The sequence below is a fragment of the Robertmurraya sp. DFI.2.37 genome (genome assembly GCF_029211245.1).
Classification (GTDB): Bacteria; Bacillota; Bacilli; order Bacillales; family Cytobacillaceae; genus Robertmurraya; species Robertmurraya methanolica_A.
In genome coordinates this window covers 1-17,802 of the sequence record NZ_JARGEJ010000028.1, presented here as the reverse complement: position 1 = coordinate 17,802, position 17,802 = coordinate 1, and the positions used below count along the sequence as shown (strand labels likewise).

General features: G+C 38.8%; 18 protein-coding genes and 2 pseudogenes. All 20 read right to left on the bottom strand.

Features of this window, described 5'->3' with window-relative positions; translation table 11 throughout:
- Nucleotides 1–11: 11 nt before the first annotated feature.
- Nucleotides 12–800, bottom strand: coding sequence for an IclR family transcriptional regulator (locus tag PZE06_RS15070; protein WP_150916655.1), 789 nt, complete (start codon nt 798–800; stop codon nt 12–14).
- A gap of 269 nt (nt 801–1,069) precedes the next feature.
- Nucleotides 1,070–2,269, bottom strand: coding sequence for a benzoate/H(+) symporter BenE family transporter (locus tag PZE06_RS15065; RefSeq protein WP_225310695.1), 1,200 nt, complete (start codon nt 2,267–2,269; stop codon nt 1,070–1,072).
- Between the two features lie 20 nt (nt 2,270–2,289).
- Nucleotides 2,290–2,481, bottom strand: coding sequence for a hypothetical protein (locus PZE06_RS15060; RefSeq protein WP_150916651.1), 192 nt, complete (start codon nt 2,479–2,481; stop codon nt 2,290–2,292).
- Nucleotides 2,482–2,539: 58 nt separating this feature from the next.
- Complete coding sequence (locus tag PZE06_RS15055; RefSeq protein ID WP_150916649.1) at nt 2,540–3,130, bottom strand: hypothetical protein; 591 nt, start codon at nt 3,128–3,130, stop codon at nt 2,540–2,542.
- A gap of 39 nt (nt 3,131–3,169) precedes the next feature.
- Complete coding sequence (locus PZE06_RS15050; RefSeq protein ID WP_150916647.1) at nt 3,170–3,634, bottom strand: GntR family transcriptional regulator; 465 nt, start codon at nt 3,632–3,634, stop codon at nt 3,170–3,172.
- Nucleotides 3,635–3,709: 75 nt separating this feature from the next.
- A complete protein-coding gene (locus PZE06_RS15045) occupies nt 3,710–3,904 on the bottom strand; it encodes a hypothetical protein (RefSeq protein WP_150916645.1) in 195 nt (64 codons plus the stop codon).
- 200 nt (nt 3,905–4,104) lie between these two features.
- The gene (locus tag PZE06_RS15040; RefSeq protein WP_150916643.1) at nt 4,105–5,100 is read right to left on the bottom strand and encodes an HAAS signaling domain-containing protein; all 996 of its coding nucleotides are present in this window, start codon (nt 5,098–5,100) and stop codon (nt 4,105–4,107) included.
- Nucleotides 5,087–5,434 carry a PadR family transcriptional regulator gene (locus tag PZE06_RS15035; RefSeq protein ID WP_150916641.1) on the bottom strand — a complete coding sequence of 116 codons (348 nt, stop codon included), beginning with the start codon at nt 5,432–5,434 and terminating at the stop codon, nt 5,087–5,089. The genes PZE06_RS15040 and PZE06_RS15035 overlap by 14 nt, the downstream gene beginning before the upstream one ends.
- Nucleotides 5,435–5,824: 390 nt before the next feature.
- Nucleotides 5,825–7,735: a formate dehydrogenase subunit alpha gene (gene fdhF, locus PZE06_RS30115; protein WP_369011852.1), complete on the bottom strand. Its 1,911-nt coding sequence runs from the start codon at nt 7,733–7,735 to the stop codon at nt 5,825–5,827.
- A 3-nt stretch (nt 7,736–7,738) separates the two neighbouring features.
- Nucleotides 7,739–7,903: pseudogene (locus PZE06_RS30110) on the bottom strand (hypothetical protein); the annotation flags it as partial.
- An 18-nt stretch (nt 7,904–7,921) separates the two neighbouring features.
- Complete coding sequence (gene fdhD / locus PZE06_RS15020; RefSeq protein WP_150916637.1) at nt 7,922–8,713, bottom strand: formate dehydrogenase accessory sulfurtransferase FdhD; 792 nt, start codon at nt 8,711–8,713, stop codon at nt 7,922–7,924.
- A 42-nt stretch (nt 8,714–8,755) separates the two neighbouring features.
- Nucleotides 8,756–10,014 (bottom strand): annotated as a pseudogene (locus PZE06_RS15015) (L-lactate MFS transporter).
- Nucleotides 10,015–10,994: 980 nt separating this feature from the next.
- Nucleotides 10,995–12,203, bottom strand: a complete 1,209-nt coding sequence (locus PZE06_RS15010) for a CbiX/SirB N-terminal domain-containing protein (RefSeq protein WP_150916635.1) — start codon at nt 12,201–12,203, stop codon at nt 10,995–10,997.
- A 39-nt stretch (nt 12,204–12,242) separates the two neighbouring features.
- Entirely contained in the window at nt 12,243–13,220 is a 978-nt protein-coding gene (locus PZE06_RS15005; protein ID WP_150916634.1) for an ABC transporter substrate-binding protein, read from the bottom strand.
- 21 nt (nt 13,221–13,241) lie between these two features.
- Complete coding sequence (locus PZE06_RS15000) at nt 13,242–14,006, bottom strand: ABC transporter ATP-binding protein (RefSeq protein WP_150916632.1); 765 nt, start codon at nt 14,004–14,006, stop codon at nt 13,242–13,244.
- 2 nt (nt 14,007–14,008) lie between these two features.
- Nucleotides 14,009–15,049 (bottom strand): FecCD family ABC transporter permease, encoded by a 1,041-nt coding sequence (locus tag PZE06_RS14995; RefSeq protein WP_150916630.1) that lies wholly within the window; start codon nt 15,047–15,049, stop codon nt 14,009–14,011.
- Nucleotides 15,050–15,085: 36 nt separating this feature from the next.
- The gene (locus PZE06_RS14990) at nt 15,086–15,625 is read right to left on the bottom strand and encodes a cob(I)yrinic acid a,c-diamide adenosyltransferase (protein ID WP_150916628.1); all 540 of its coding nucleotides are present in this window, start codon (nt 15,623–15,625) and stop codon (nt 15,086–15,088) included.
- 12 nt (nt 15,626–15,637) lie between these two features.
- Nucleotides 15,638–16,192: a nitroreductase family protein gene (locus tag PZE06_RS14985; protein WP_150916626.1), complete on the bottom strand. Its 555-nt coding sequence runs from the start codon at nt 16,190–16,192 to the stop codon at nt 15,638–15,640.
- Nucleotides 16,186–16,947 carry a uroporphyrinogen-III C-methyltransferase gene (gene cobA, locus PZE06_RS14980; protein WP_150916624.1) on the bottom strand — a complete coding sequence of 254 codons (762 nt, stop codon included), beginning with the start codon at nt 16,945–16,947 and terminating at the stop codon, nt 16,186–16,188. Before cobA ends, PZE06_RS14985 begins: the two co-directional genes overlap by 7 nt.
- Complete coding sequence (locus PZE06_RS14975) at nt 16,944–17,573, bottom strand: precorrin-2 dehydrogenase/sirohydrochlorin ferrochelatase family protein (protein ID WP_150916622.1); 630 nt, start codon at nt 17,571–17,573, stop codon at nt 16,944–16,946. The genes cobA and PZE06_RS14975 overlap by 4 nt, the downstream gene beginning before the upstream one ends.
- Nucleotides 17,574–17,802: the final 229 nt, after the last annotated feature.

Here is a 17,802-nt window from a genome sequence, read left to right as displayed (position 1 = left end):
CCTCCTTCCACTTAAGATAGGGAATTCATTAAAAACTTTCTTCTCGATGGAAAAAAGGATTTTCTTAATACAGAACTCAAAGATTGATAGTTTTCTTGTAAACTAATTAACATTCTCTCTGTTTCCTCTATCGTTACTCTATATTTTGGCCCAGCCACAGATATTGATCCGAGAATATTCTTTTTATGATCGAATAGAGGAATGGATATAGCGGCAACATCATTAAAGGTTTCTCCGGCAGTATAGTACCAGCCTTGATGTTTGATTTTTTCAAGTACTTCATAAAAAGCTTCTTTCGTTTCAATTTGTTGCGCATTATTATTTAATCCCTCATCAATAATTCGATTCTGAATTTCCTCAGGCAGGTAAGCTAAAATCACTTTATGTGATGCCCCAATATATAAAGGACTTCTCTTTCCTACTGATTCTGCAAATCTCACTTGCTGTTCACTCTCAACGATTTTCAAGAAAACTCCTTCTTCATTGTCCAGAATGGTAAACACAACACTTTCACCTGTTTGTAAAGCGATTTTTTTCATAATCGGCTCGATCAATTCGGCAAATTTTAGATGTTCCTCGACCACATTGCTAAGTTCAATTAACTTTATGCCAAGTTCATATTTTTGTGTATCTGGGTTGTGAAATACGTACCCTTCCTCTTCCAAAGTACTGAGCAACCGATAAACAACCGTATGGTTCATATCTAAATGCCGTGCAAGTTCTCGCAGCCCCCAAGACGGGTTTTCAGACGTGAAAGAATTCAGTACACTTAAAGCCTTACTTACTGTTTTTGAAGTCATTTCATCTCCACTTCTTTCTGGTTCTATAATAGAACCACTGTTACGAATTTTGTAATTTGTTATAATAATACCACTTTTTGAATTAATATCAATATAAATTATTAGAATTTTTTATACTTTTTCAAAAATTTTGTTCGTTTTTTTAACATAAAGCGGTTACATTTTGAGATTCTAAAAATTGATAAAAAAAAAGCATTCTAAATGAACAGCTTTTAGAACACTCTCGCATATATTTTTTCCAAAACCATCTATTAAACTTAAATTAAAAATCATGAACTTATTTTCAAATCAGTTTCGACAAAATAGGCAACAAAAGTTCCGATAAGAAGTGAAATAACAGGCGCGCTTATATTCATAATGGAAATGTTTGAAAATGCGATAATGAAAGCAAATGTGGTGCTCATTTTCATCGATTCCTTTGCAAAGCTTTGATATAAACTATTTCCAAACACTCCAATAAGAGAGAAACCAACAACTACTGCAATAAACTCCTGCGGTAATACTTGAATCATAGGAATCAGTTTCCAAGAAAACAGACCGAATATTAGGAGAAGTATTCCCGTAACTACTGCCCCCATATATCTTTTTTCTTTTGGACCAGCTTCCTCCCCTGCGCAGATCACTGTTGCCATTCCAGCCGCATTTGCTGATTGGCCGCCAAAAAAACTAGTCAAGATCGAAAAAATCCCACTAAATGAGACAAGTTTATTGATCGGAGTTTGATAGTTTTTTTGCTGTAATCCACCAATTGCAACTGCAGCATCATTGCTTAATATGAGAAGGGCAAGTGGAATTGAGACGGAAAGAATACTAACAAGATTAAACTCGGGAGTTTGTATACTCGGTATTAATACATCAAATGAAGAGCCCGTCTTATTTAAAGGATAAAATAACAGCATGACGACAAAACCAACCACAATCGCTGCGATTACAGGCGGAATTCTTAATTTCCATTTACTAAAAGCAAGGAACGTTATTATTGATAAACTTCCCACAAGCCATAATTGATTTGCAGAAACAACAAAATTTACCATATATTTCATAATCATCCCTGCTAGCATAGCTGAAATGATTTCTTTAGGAATCAATTGTACAAATTTAGAAAAGACACCTAGAGCACCGATGATAAACATCAAAATTCCTGAAACTACGTAGGCTCCTATTAGCTGTTGAAAGCTAAACTGTGGTGTCACCGTCACAAGAAAAGCAACTCCAGTAAGACTATGTCCACCAACAATCGGAATCTTATAATGTAGTGGAAGGAAAATTCCGAATAGACCTCCAAAAACATATACAGAAAACATCCATAATGATGTTTGAAAATCTGTAAATCCTCCATTAGCTGCTGCTTCCAATATTAATATGGATGGACCAGTGATGATAAAAATCCCAGCAACCATGCCACTTGCTATATTTTGTAGGTTTAGATCATTGATAGGAAACCACGATTTCGAAAGTGTATCGTTCACATCTATTAATCTCCTTTTCATCATTGCCAGTTTGGTGATTTAGATAACTCTACTAAAGCCATCATCACATTGAGCATAAAGATAGCCAGAACAATAGGCACAGCAAGTAAAACATTTCTTCCTAATTTCATTCTTATAACAGCTGCGTAATACCCACAAACAAATAAAACGATACCCGAAACAAGCAGCATAATCAATAAAATGATCAACACCGGCTCACTCCTATACTTATAGAATCATCGTAATCTATTTAGCTCTCCATTTTGCCATTTAGTCCTCCCAATAAAAAATAGCATCCATAATGATATAATCTCCCGGTTCCTTGTATATGGTTGGAATGTTTGCTTGAAATGGCAATGGTGCGCTAATCTGTTCAAATTCAAGAAGAGCGTACTCATACTCTTCTAACGCTAGTTTTAATTGTCTTCCAAGTTCATGAAATTCTTCTCTTAAAAACAATTGATTTGAAGCACTAATGATCGACCCGTATCCACCGCTTAATACTTCATTTGATTTGATCCGTATCGTTTTTGAACGATCATCTTCTCCCATGATCGCAACAGGCGCTAACCGACAGATATCAATGATAATTCCTTCTGTCTTTTCCTTTCGAATTCCGTATTTTTCACTCTCGACTGTTACATTTTTTTTCGTATAGCAAAAGAATTCAACAAAAGGAGCGTATCCACTTCCAAAATGATTCCACTCTGCTTCACAGATGATATGTGGAATTCGATTAATGCGATGGAATAACCTCCTTATATGCGCTTCAATTTCTTGCTCATTACCAGTATCATAAGGAAATTTATCCCCAATCGCTTTCCCTGCAATTAAATCTTGCAATTGCACATTCGTAAACATTTGATTATACTCACCTCCATTTTAATTTCCCTATTACTTTCACTTTTTTAAAGATGTAAGAGCTTCTGCAAATCTTCTAACACCTTCCCTAATCTCTTCTACCCTCGCTCTCGCATATGTAAAGCGGACATAACTCGCTAAATTGATTAAATTCTTCTCTTCCATTTCTCTGCGCAATCTTTGCGTAACTGGTAAGTTTGGTAAAAAGGGACCCGATTCAATATAACGATGCCAGCTTGGAATACGCTTTTTTGTACCCCTCCAAATATCCTTGCTAATCATCGTACCGCTTCCTTGAATACTTTGAATGAATCCACCTGCTTGAAGTTCATCATATGCAGCGACAACGGTACTCCTGTTTACCTTCAGTTCCTTTGCGAAAACTCTTCCTGAAGGCAACGATTTTTCTGATGGAAAAGCCCCATCCGCAATATTATTTTCAACATATTCAGCTATTTGTTTATATAGTGGCTTCTTCGATGCTCGGTTTGGTTCCCAAGTCATTTATCACCATTCCTTTGCAAAAGCGTTGATGATATTATCCCAAGTTAATAATGATGAATAAATATTCCATACCCTTTAGTGGAAGATACTGATATATAATCCTAAAGCAACTAACGAAAGAAGAATGACAACAGCATAAATAATGGTTAAATTCTTTGTATTCTTTTTTGTAGAGCCTCGATAATCTTCATCGCTTCTTCTCGTTAGCCATAACGTTCCCAATAAAGCGGCAATCAAGATCAGCAACACGATCACAATTAGCAGATTCATAGTTAACCCCCATTATTGAACAGAGTAATTTTTTCAGCTTAATGATTCATTCAAATATTCAGTATAAATTAGAAAGAGCTTTTTTTCACCATCCATTTACCATTATTTTTCACCATCCACTTTGAAGACGATGTTAAATTTAAAGTAAAAATTTAAAAAACACCTCTACAAATGTAAAAGTGTATAAATTCCTCGTCAAATCAACCAATCTTCGCTTTCCGAAATCCATCGAAAATGCTCATTGCCGAAGATATAAGTAATATGAAAATCCCTCCACCAATAATTAAAGACATAAATTGAGTTGAAGATATTGAAAATAACTCCGTCATATAGTCAATAAATTCTAAGGTTAGTAAATTTGGCGTTCCAATTATAATGATAAACGCAACGGCCCCAACAACTTCTTGTACTGTATTAAAAACCGCCATTTTCTTTGTCCATTGCCCCTTAATTAATTTGTAGAGTACGAAAGTTAATTCAAGACCAATCACGATTACGATCAGTGGCCAATATCGCAACAAAATCTCTTGATTAAACATTGGAGCAACTAGTTTTAAACCTTCTAAACTACCAGTATAAACACCTAATAATCGCTCCGCATAGAAATAAAGTGTTGCCCATATACCAATCCACAGTAAGCTTCCAAATATCTCAATCCTTGAAATTGTTTTTTTCTTAGGAATGTACGGAATATCCTTCAAATCTTCCGGTGTCCATTTTTTAAATGTTGCTGTTAATGGCTGACCATTATGACCTTTGTCTGTTCTCTCTAAAATAACAAATACAAGCGTGATCCAAAATAAGAATTGAATTCCTACCTCGAATATAGTCAATATCCCTTTGCTTATTAGGCTCACCATTACATTTATGGGCGATTCTTCACTGTATCCAGTCAAATATTCCGCAAAAATGGAAATAAATGATACGATTAAGGCAATTGGGATTATCATTTTTAATAAGCTGACATACACATCAAAATAACGAGGACCGATCAAATACATTGGTTTATCACGATATCCATACGCTAATGCTACCGGACTTCCAAGCTTTTCTAATACTGACTTAACATCTTCATCACTATACTCATCAGGTAGCATATCCCCAATCGTGGAAGATAGCTCAAGGGCGATATCCTCACGATTTTTTTCGGGTAAGCGCCGAGTTACTTCCTGAATATATATTTTAATTAAATCCATCCTTCTCTCCCCCTTCCAATAAACTATAGAGTTCCTTTGCGTTTTTCATCCATTCTTCTTTTAACTTGATAAATATTTCTACTCCATATGCGCTTAAAACATAATATTTCCGAGGTCTACTTTCTGATGTATCCCAGCTACTTGTCACCAATTCCTGCTTTTCTAGGCGTCGAAGTAAAGGATATAAAGTGCTTTGATCAATAATAATTCCTGAACCTTCTAGTAACTGAACAAGCGAATACCCATACTGTGGTGTTCGCAATTGGCTTAAAACAGCTAAAGTCAAAGTTCCTCGCCTAAGCTCAGTTGTTAACGAATTTAATAACTGACTCACCTGTTCACCTCATCTTTAAAATACTATATGACGTACAGTATTTTTTATATACTATGTATCATACAGTATTGATGCAACTAAATCAATTGCTTATTTTAATTTATAATGAAATAACCATAAAATGGGTAGTATGTTGGAATAAGAACAGTGTAAAGCATCACTTGAATGTCTTGTAGATGCCGCATTTAAATTTTTCCACAACTTCAGCATACTCTCATTTCCGGTCATTAACGCAAAAAAGCTGAAATTCTCTTTCAGCAAGAATCTCAGCCTCTCTACACATATTCATTTTTCACTTCACTATAAGCTAGTAGGCATAAAATGGATGGGTGCTTTGCAAGCGCACATTCTTTCTCAGTAATTTAATCTCTTTCTGCTCTTAACTTAACATCAGTGTGCTTCCGATAAAGAAGTGTCATCCCCAACTTTTTCAATTTTGACCGCACAAGCTTTAAATTCCGCTGTTCCAGCTAGCGGATCGGTTGCGTGATTCGTTAGGAGATTTGTATTTGCTTGATCGGGAAAATGAAACGACATAAATACTAATCCCCTTGGTTGTTTCTTGCTGATTCTGATTTTGGTAACGACGCTTCCTCTACGCGAGGTGACTCGGACTGCTTCTCCATCATGAAATTCGAACAATGCTGCATCGTCTGGATGGATTTCCAATGCTTCCTCAGCATTCTTCACCTTTTTATAATAGCGGGTTTGTACGCCTGTATTATAAAATTGTAGCCTTCGTCCTGTCGTCAATGTCAATGGATATTCTTGATCAGGTACCTCTGCTGGAGGCTGATAATGGCTTGGGACAAACCTGGCCTTCATTCCTACTTGATCAGACCAAAGGCGGCTATGAAGATAGGTCGTACCCTGATGATTTTCATCATAACATGGCCATTGAAGCCCGCCCTCTTTGTCGATTCGCTTATACGTAATTCCGGCAAAATTAGGTGCGAGTATTCGAATTTCCTCCCATATTTCTTCGGCAGATTGATAGCTCCAGTTTGCTCCCATTTTATTGGCAATATCCTGAACAATGACATGGTCATGTCGTGCTAATCCTGGACCTTTTAAAGCAGGACGCACTCGCTGAATGCGGCGTTCAGAATTAGTAATGGTCCCATCATTTTCAGCCCAACCTGTAGCCGGAAGAACGACATCTGCAAGCATGGCTGTTTTCGTCATCAAAATATCTTGAACAACTAGAAATTCAAGATTGTTGAACACCTTTTGTACATAATTTCCATCAGCATCAGATTGAACGGGATTCTCCCCGATAACATAAAGGGCTCTTATCTCTTTCTTCTCCATTGCATCTAACATTAATGTTTGGTGCTTGCCCATTTCTTCTGGAATCGGGGTTCCCCATACGCGCTGATGCAATTCTCTTCCTTGCGGATCATCGTAATCCCAGCCGCCAACAAGGCGATTTGGCAATGCTCCCATATCTCCCCCGCCCTGAACATTATTTTGACCTCGAAGGGGATTTAAAGCAGAACCATATTTGCCAATATGCCCCGTCAATAATGCTAGATTAATTAACGAAAATACATTCTCTGTTCCATTATGATGTTCCGTAATGCCCAGTGTCCAACAGATTGTTGCTTTCTCTGCGGTTGCATATAAACGAGCAATTTCTCGAATATCATCTGCAGGCACTCCTGTTATTTTTTCAGCATATTCTGGCGTATACTGTTTCACCGCATCTTTATACAACTGAAACTCCTTCGTAGCATGTTGAATGAATTTAAGATTGACTAACCCTTCCTCAATTATGACATTCCCCATTGCATTCGCTAGAGCTATATCTGTTCCAACACGTACTGGCAAATACTTATGAGCAAGCTTTGTTTGATCAATTTTACGTGGATCAATCACAACCATTTTGACACCATTCTTAATTCCCCGGCGCATGTGATTAAAAATAATCGGGTGACATTCCTGTGTATTGCTTCCCCAAACAAGGATCACATCTGTATTTTCCAATTCATCATAAGAACCCGTCGCTGCACCTGTTCCAAATACAGTCACCAGACCGGTGACACTTGGAGCGTGTCATGTTCGGTTGCAGCTATCGATATTGTTTGTTCCGATGACCGTACGCATAAATTTTCCCGCTAAATAGTTTAATTCATTGGTCGATCGTGAAGAACTGAAACAGCCGAAAGCATCTGGTCCATACTGTGCCTTTAAAGCAGAAAATTTCTCAGCTATCAAAGTTAATGCTTCATTCCAGCTTGCAGGTATAAGCTTTCCATTTTTCCTTATTAGCGGTTCAGTTAACCTTCTCTCACTGTTGATATATCCCCAACCAAGAGCGCCCTTGACACAGGTTTCCCCATGACTTGATGGATTTTCTTTATGGCCCTTAACCTTAGTGATCTTTTCATTTTCGACTTCCACAGTCAAGCCGCAGCCTGTTCCACAAAAACTGCATATCGTTTCCACCTGTTTTGTTTGTACATCCATAACGAAACACTCCTTTTTTCAGTCAATGATTCTGTCACTTCGTGTATAAACATTTAACGATCTGCTTCGAATAAAGCCAACTGTTGTAATTCCCAATTCCTCAGCGAGTTCAAGGGCAAGTTCAGTTGGCGCTGACTTAGATAAAACAATTTCACAGCCAATTTTCGCTACTTTCGCTAGTATTTCTGACGATATTCGTCCGCTAAAAGCAAGCACTTTATCCTTTAATGAAACATGATTTCGTAAGCAGTAACCGTATATCTTATCCAATGCATTGTGCCTTCCGATATCAAGCCGCAAAAGAAGCAGCTGCTCTTTACTGCATAATGCGGCATTATGAACACCACCAGTCTCCGTAAATGTCTTTGAACCTTTGCCCATTTCTTCCATTATTCGAAAACAATCCTCATATGATAACTTTACGTTCACATCTTGAAACGAGTGCGACATTCTAGCATCATTGAAAAAAACAAAACTCTGCCTGCTTTTTCCACAACAAGAGGTTATATAGCGTTTGGAATGAAATTTCTCGTAAAAATGATTGATATAGTTTGTCTTAACATGGGCAAATCCTTCCTTCTCTTGAATCCATATATCATCAATATCTTCAAATCCTCGAATGACTCCTTCTGAAGCTAAAAAACCAATAACCATATCTTCAATATATTCTGGTGTACAAACAAGGGTAGCAAATTCGCTTTGATTCAATTTGATTGTAATAGGATGTTCAGTAACAATGGTATCTTCTATCTCTTCAACATTTCCTTGCGTATAACGGGTGATGGTTCTTTTCGTTATGCTCTTCTTCACCTATTCATACTCCCTCCCCGTATACCACTTCATAAATTTAGGTTAGGCCGTTATACTGGATTCTTTTTGCTTGCGAAGCTTAGAAATATCCATTCTTATTAACAACGAAACGATTAAGGCGACAATAAATAACAGGCAAAAATACTTAAGCTGCCTGCATACGTCCCTGTTGTATCCTTGATATATGCAGCAAACATTGGGCCAACAAGACCAGCCGCGGCCCAAGCCGTTAAAATATAGCCATGAATTGCACCGAGTTGTTTTGTACCAAATAAATCACCAATATAAGCAGGAATTGAAGCAAACCCACCGCCATAACAGGTATAAATAATCGCTAGCATTACTTGAAATAACAGAACATTGGTCGTTAAAGGGAGTAAGAAAAACAAGGCAATTTGCAAAATGAAAAAAGCCGTATACGTATTTGGTCGGCCAATATAATCTGAGATTGAAGCCCAACCGATTCGCCCTAAGCCATTAAACACACCAATCGCACCAACAAGAGCAGCCGCGGCTACAGTATCAATTCCGATTGTCTCCATTGCTAATGGTTTCGCAACAGCTAAAATCGCAATTCCACAAGTTACGTTAATAAAGAGCATAATCCATAAATACCAAAAGCGACTCGTTTTTACCGCTTCATTTGCTGTTAATTGAGATAAATCAAGGCGTGGCTTCGCTGTACCCGCAGCGACCTTCTCCTCAAATCCCTTTGGCATCCATCCTTCAGGTGGCTTTTCTAAATATAAAGAAGAAGCCAGCATCACCACAAAGTAAGCGCTTCCTAAAATAAAAAAGGTATTTGCAACCCCTACATTTTCTATCAAACTATTCATAATTGGACTCGCTACTGCCGCAGCAAAGCCAAAGCCCATAATCGCGAGACCTGTGGCAAGACCACGGCGATCCGGGAACCATTTAACCAAAGTTGAAACCGGTGCAATATATCCAACACCGAGACCGATCCCACCTAAGACCCCATAAAATAAATAAAGCAATAGCTTCGATCCTATTAATACTGCAACACCAGAACCAGCTATACCAATGCCAAAAAATGTCGCTGCCAACAGTCCAGCTTTTCTAGGTCCGTGTTTTTCAACAAAATGACCTAAAAAGGCCGCCGACAACCCTAAAAACAAAATTGCAATACTAAAGGTCAATGCCACTTCTGAATCAGACCAGCCGAACATATTTTTAAGGGGATTCGTGAAATTGCTCCATGCATATACGGAACCAATTGAGATGTGAATCCCAACAGCTGCTGCAGCAATAAGCCAGCGATTTTTCTTCGTTTGTACCATACCGTCAGACCTCCTTGATGTTTACTCGCTGTTTTTTTATTAATTTACTACATCTCCTAGAAGACACGCTCAAGAATTAAAGATTGATTATTTTGACTATTGAAATAATATTACCATGCAATTATTTCTATTTACAACATGAATATAGTTCTATCTTTATATGACTCTACTCTCAGTTTAGTTTCAAGTTAGCGTACATCAAATTCACAGTGCCGCTATATTTATGAAAACACGCTCTTCATTATCCAATCAATTGATGAAGAAGCAAAAGCACGGGATACTTTTGCAAACATCTGAAAGCGGATTATTTCTACGATACCCATTTTAAAAAGCTTTCTTTGGTCATCCCGTAAGGGCAATTCTTCTAATTTCTCGCTTTTCGTTTGAAGATTGAGTTTTTTAGAGACTAGAGGAGGCATACCCATAAAAAGGCGAAACAGCTATGTTTTTCATATCCAAAAACTCAAAAAAGATATTAACCGATATAAAATGGGCTGAACGGAAAAATCATTTACGCTTTGATTCTAGACAGAATTGCTTCTGGCTTAATTTGTTAACAATTCTGTTTAACAAATACTATGAAAGATTACTAGAGGTGATGGGGAGAAATAGATTGGCCACGATCGACTTGTAAGTCCCTACAAGAACATTTGAGGAAGCTGGGAGCAGCTTTCCTTTATTCATTCGTTTTTATGATGGTAATAAGGGAGAAAAGAATTAGATGCGTAGCGTAAAAAGTCTTTGCTGCTACAAAAGAGGAGATATTATGCGGTAGATAATGGTAGAGGTCAAAAAAACAAGTCCATGGAAGTGCCACTTCCTTTAAACTCTAGTTATACTTGGCAATATCCGTAAAAAGGTCAAAATTAGTGGATAGCAACGAAATCAAGGAATCTTATCACAACTCTCACTGTCTTTTGTCGACGAACAGATGCAATTCAAACGTGAAATGCATCTGTTCGTCCAAGTATTGCTCTATTTTAATGATGATGGTGGTGGTGATGGTGATGCTCATAGCCATTTTCCTTTGCATATTGGCGAAAGTTTTCTAAATCTTGCATTCCTGTCGAAGTTCCCTCTAAAGCTTGATTCATTCTTTCCAATAAGACTGTTTTTAATTTCGGGTGGTAACCAAAATATTCAGCAATATCAATCGACACATTTGGATAAGCTAGCCGGAATTGTTCAGCCATTTTGTTCATTCGCTCCATTAAAATGCCCGTAAATAAGAAATAAGGGAGCATAATGATCTTTTTCGCACCTAGTTTAATACAGCGATCCATCCCATCTTCAACAGTTGGAGTAGTGACACCCATGAAAGCACTCTCAACGATCGGCACATCTAATTTTTCCCATAATAGTCTACTGATTTTATAAAAATCTCCATTAGCATAAGGATCGCTTCCACCGCGCCCAATTAATAATATGGCAGTATCTTCATGCTTTTCATTCACATTCAAGCCAACTTCCGCAAGCCTTGTTTTTAATATCTCAAAGACTTCTTCATGTATTCCGATCGTTTGGCCATAAGTAAAGTGGACATCTGGAAAATGTTCCTTTGCATGTTCAATTTCTGCAGGAATATGCAGTTTAGAATGTCCTGCATGGAGAAGGATAATCGGTATTACATGAATTTCATCGGCTCCTTTTTCCACACATTTTTGAATCCCTTCTTCAATATTTGGTGCAGCAAACTCTAAGAAACAAGTTTCCACGAGAAGTGCAGGATCAATATCTACTTTCATCTGTTCCACAAATTGTCGAACTTCTTCATTGCCCTCCTCCAGCCTGCTTCCATGGCCAACAAATAATATCGCTTTTTTCATTGCTCCATTTCCCTTCTTGTACTTATTAATTCCTTCGACACGATGAGTAGCACGTTTCCGTTCGCCGTTCTCGACAGAATATATAATCGCATCCTCATCTACCTTTTCATGAACAATGGCACGGGCTGTTTCTTCCTGTTGAACCGAGTACCATGTCCCTTTCGGATAATCAATGACGACACATTTGTCCTTACAGCGGCCGTTGCAGCGCGTCCGCGATGTATGGATTTTTTCATCAAGATGATTGCTGCGGATTTCATCGCGAATCTGCATGGTCACATCTTCCGCGCCAGCTCTCATACAAGTCGCTCCATTACAAATCAATAAGTGTCGTTCCATTTGCATTAAATTCCATGTAGTCATCATTTCCCTCCCTATTTAGCCATTCTTTGTATATCGTTTCTATTCAAAAGCTTCCGGGTAAAATCCTCTTGCTAAAATATCAAGCGCCTCTGCGACACGAACACCTTCTGAAGCTGCTGATAAAGGCAAAATAACGAAATGTTCATTCTGAACAGCAGGGGTTTGGCTCAATGCAGGATCCGTTTTTAGAAATTCAATTTTTTGCTTTGCAGTCGTTGTTCCATAATCAATTACGACAATGACGTCAGGTTGACGCTCGACAGCATCCTCTTTTGAAACAGTGGCCCAGTTTCCTTCCACATCAGCAAACACATTATGACCACCGGCCATCGTCACAAGTGTATTCATAAAATTTTGCGTCGCTGTGAATACCTCCGTCTCGCCACTATCAAATACTAAAACATCAAGGGGTTCCGTCACCTCCGGCAATTGCGAAACAATTGTTTCAATATCGTCATCCATTTGCTTAATCAACGATTCACCGCGTTCTTCAATTCGAAAAATTTTAGCGATATTACGAATATCTTTATAAATATCGTCTAGTGTTGGTCCTACCTGCACCGATGACGATTGGAGATAGCTATCAATCCCTAACTTTTTTAACTCTTCACGTGTTGCAATGCTTTTTTCATTGAAAGCACTAGCCCATCCGCCATATAGAAAATCTGCCTCTACTGCGATAATTTCCTCTTTGGAAGGATATTGCTCTGCCAGTACTGGAACTTTCTGATAAGCTTCTTGTAAGGGCTCGTATATTTCATTATCTAAATAAGCAGTTCCTACCATGGAATCTTCTAATCCAAGGGCGAGCATGATTTCAGTTACATGCTGGTTTAAGGATACAGCTCGTTTTGGTGCAGCATCGTATTCAATTACAAAACCTTCATTATTAACTACGATCGGCTCGAGCTTCTCCTCATCTTTTTCAACTTCAATTCCCGCCTCTTCATTTGAACAAGCAGAAAGGATAAATGCTGCTAAAATTATCAGCAAAAACCACAATCTATTCATTTTCATATTTTATATCCTCATTTCCATTTACTGTTCCGTATAGAAAAATAAATGCAATTTCTCCGTGAATGGATTTTTCGAAACGAATGCATTGACACGAAACACCTCTTGCAACGTCTCTTTCGTAAGCACTTCTTCTGGGGTTCCAGACTGAAAGAGAGCACCGTCCTTCATCACGAGCAGTTCATCACAATACCCAGCCGCTAAATTCAGATCATGAAGCGCAGCTACAATCGTGATTGGCAATTCTCGAACCAAGTCCATCAATTGATATTGATGCTCGATATCTAAATGATTCGTTGGTTCATCTAGAATTAAGATATTAGCTTGCTGTGCAAGGGCACGGGCGAGCAACACTCGTTTCTTTTCCCCACCAGATAATTCGCTAAAGTAACGATTTGTTAAATGAGAAATATTTGCCAAATGCATACTATCACGCACAATTGCATAATCTTCATCTTTATCCCGTGCCAGCCATTTTTTATATGGTGTTCTTCCCATCATTACTAACTCTTTTACGGTAAAATCAAAAAGAACAGGAGCTTCTTGACTGACGACTGCAATATTTTGAGCCAATTCTTTTTGAGGGAATTGAAGGAGATCTTTCTCAAACAAAGTTACCAACCCGCTTGTTTGCTTTAAATGGCGGTAGATGATCTTTAACATCGTTGATTTACCGCTTCCATTCGGTCCAATTACACCAATAAATTGACCTTGAGCAACCGAAAAAGAAATATCATCAAGAATTTGCTTGTCCGATATTGAATAAGAAATACTTTCCACTTGAAGCAAGATCACTCACCTTCCCCAAAAGAATATCGTCTCTTTCTTAGCATCCAAATAAAGAAAGGCCCACCGCAAACAGCGGTAATAATCCCAATCGGCATTTCTTCAGGTGCTATAACGATACGGGCGACCATGTCTGCCCAAACTAAAAAAATCGAACCAACGAGGGCACTAGTTGGAAGAACGTACTTATAATTAGAACCGACGACCATCCGAACTAAATGTGGAATAATTAAACCAACAAAGCCAATGCTGCCACTGACTGCAACAACAACTCCAGTCAGTAGTGAAACAAAAATAATAATCAAAATTCGAAAACGATCAATGTTGACCCCAAGTGTTCCAGCCGATTCTTCTCCTAGAAGCAATGCGTTAAGCTGACGGTAGTTCATAAATAACAAAATAAACACAACTAGCAATGTGCAAAACGGAATGGCAATATTTGACCATTTCGCTCCAGCTAAACTTCCGAGCATCCAATGCATAACCGCTTGGATTCCCCCTTGCTGCTTTGACATCATCAGCATGAAATTAGTGATGGCAGAAAACACCATCGAAATCGCAATTCCTGCCAGCAGAAGGCGAATAACTGAAGTTCTTCCATTCACCCGTGCTAACAAAAATACCATTACAACAGCAGAGATTGCACCTAAAAAAGCAGCAAACGATAAAGCATACATTCCAAGGGCACTAAATGCACCTAGTAAAATAACGGCAGTCGCTCCGACTGATGCTCCTGAAGAAACCCCTAATATATACGGGTCAGCAATCGAATTTTTCACTAATGCCTGAATCGCTGCTCCACAAATAGCAAGGGAAGCACCGACAAGTGCAGCTAATAACACCCTCGGTAATCGAATTTCCCAAATAATAATGGCTTGTGCTCTTGAAGCTGATGTCTCGACCGGGATACCAAGCTTTGCAAAGAGAATTTCCCAAATGATTCCTGGAGTAATTCCGACTGAGCCTAGCATCACCGCAAAGGTTATTGAAATAAGCAGGACTCCTACCAATATCCACAGAAGTAGCATAAAACGTGACTTTGTCATTTTAGGAATAAAAGTCCCTCCTTAACACCTGCTTTTTCAAAACTCTAATCCCTTTAAAGCGTTAATGTTTTGTTCGCTGTAATAATGCTTCGTTGCCTCGATCGTCGACACTAAATCGGCTAGCGCAAGAATCGCTGGGTGGGCATTGCGCCCAGTGATGACAAGATGCATTTTTTTCGGGCGATCCTTGATCGCCTTTACAACTTCTTGCAGCGGCAAAACGTCCTCAACAGGGAATCGCGTGATTGCAAGCGCATTATTCAATTCATCTAATACTAATAAATCAGTCGATTCATTTTGTAGCTCCGTTTTAACGAGCTGCCATGCTTGTAAAAGGGCGGTCCGATGTTCCTCAGGTGTTTTCGTCCAAGTGAAGCCAACACCTAATTGAACCGTCTCAACCCCTAATTTACTTAGAGCGATTTGCTCCCCATATGTACGTTCTGGAGACTTTATAAATTGAAAGTACTTAACCGTCATTCCACGGCCGATTGCCCTTAAAGTAATGCCAAGGGAAGCAGTCGTTTTTCCCTTTCCATCTCCGGTATAAACTAACACCATCCCCTGAACTGCCATGCTTATGCCTCCTTAAAGCCATGTTGTTTTTTCTTTATAGGAAGTGCGTTTTTTCGGGGATGTAATTTCTTCAGCTGGATAGCCTATGCATAATGTTCCTACCAATTGTTCTTCATCAGTCGCACCAATAAACGTATGCAATACTGTATCATGAACTAAACCAACCCCGCGAGTACGCCATACCATTCCTAACCCTAGCTCTTCAGCCATTAACCACATGGACATGATGGCGCAACTAACAGCAAATGTATTATCTTTTGTTGCTCCCTCATCACCAGTGACAATAGCGGAAGTCGCAACAATAACAAGTGGCGTTTTGGCGATAGCCTCCATTGAACTCTCGACTAAGTGAGGCTTTGTCGGAAAACGCCTTTGAAGATAATGTAATGCCACTTCTCTATAGCCTTTTAAACTATCACCTTGCAATATATAAAAATGCCAAGGTTCTCTCATTCGATCATTAGGAGCGTACGTAGCTGCTTCTAATAATGCTTCGATTTTTGAGCGTTCCACTTCACGAGAGTCGAATTGACGAACTGCTCGACGTTTTTTTAGAGTATCTAGCATAATTCTTGCTCCTTCTCTGCAAACCAGGCAATCTGCTCCCTTAGCTGAACCACATCACCGACTAAAACAAGGGACGGATTGGAAATGTCGTGTTTTCGTATATCTTCAGCAATTGTAGCAAGCGTTCCTGTAATTGTTCGTTGCTTTTCAGTTGTCCCCCATTCAATAACAGCTACAGGCGTTTTTTCATTTTTGCCGTAATGGATTAAGCTGTTTGCAATGTGGGCAATATTGCCAATACTCATATAGAAAGCAACCGTATCAATTTGCGCAAGCGCGGACCAATTTAAAAAGTCTTCTCCTTTTTCTGCTCGTCCATGACCTGTAACAATAGCATAGCTTGCACCATGATCACGGTGTGTAACAGGGATGCCCGCATAGGCAGGTGCAGCAATTCCAGCAGTTATTCCAGGAACGACTTCATAAGGTATATTCTCTTCCCGTAAAATGGCTGCTTCTTCCGCTCCACGACCAAAGACAAAAGGATCCCCTCCTTTAAGGCGTACTACTTGTTTGCCTAACTTAGCCTGCTCAATAAGAATACGATGAATTTCTTCTTGAATGAGCCTATGTTTTCCCGGTTCTTTCCCACAATAAATGAGTTCGGCACTCGCCTTTGCATGTGTTAATAACTGAGGATTTACTAAGCGATCATATAAAATCACATCAGCAATTTGAAGACACTCCAGTCCCCGAATCGTCAATAATTTAGGGTCTCCAGGACCAGCACCTACAATATAAACATATCCGCTCACTGTTGTTCTCCTATCTTTTGTTGTAACCATGCATTACATTTTTCCTTTTCTCCTTGTTCAATCCACTGCAAAAATTGTGGTTCCAACAAATCTGCAAGCAATTGCTTTTTCTTTTCGCCTGAAAATAATCTTAAAATTTGCTTGCGCGCTTGCTTTAAAAAGGAGACGTACTCCGCATATGGTTCACCAAATTGTTCTTGTAACTCCGCTTTCACCTTACGTGTTAAACCTGGACTTGCACCAGATGTCGAAACGGTGACCACAAATTCACCGCGCCGAACAACGGCTGGATTAATGAAATCAACGCGCCCTTTTGCATCGGCACGACTAAGCAGTTGCCAATGCTGGACAGCTTCCTCCACCGCATTATTAACTTCTTCATCATCCGTAACTGCAAAAATAAGGGATGCATCATCTAGATCAGCCGGTTCAAACTCTTTGTTTCTCCAAATAACTAAACCTTCATGAACATATTGTTGTAATGTTTCCGTTATCTTTGGACTAACTACTATTAATTGTGCTTTTGTCGGTAATAATGCTTCGACTTTTTGACGAGCGACATGCCCACCCCCAACTATTACCACCTTTTTAAAGTCAACATTCATCAACAACGGGAAATAATTCATTTACATCCCTCCAAACTCATAGATTAATTTATTTACATATCATTAGGAGCTGCATCCCGATAAATTTAAGTTCAGATAGAATAAATAATCTGTTTTAATTGACTCAACTTTCGCACCTTGAAAATCGACCTTGTTTTAGGTCTATTAAAGCTTTAAGAACAATCAACTTTGTTCCTTGACTATTGCCTTTAAACAAGAAAAGGCACCTGCTTCTTTGGTATAGTGGAAT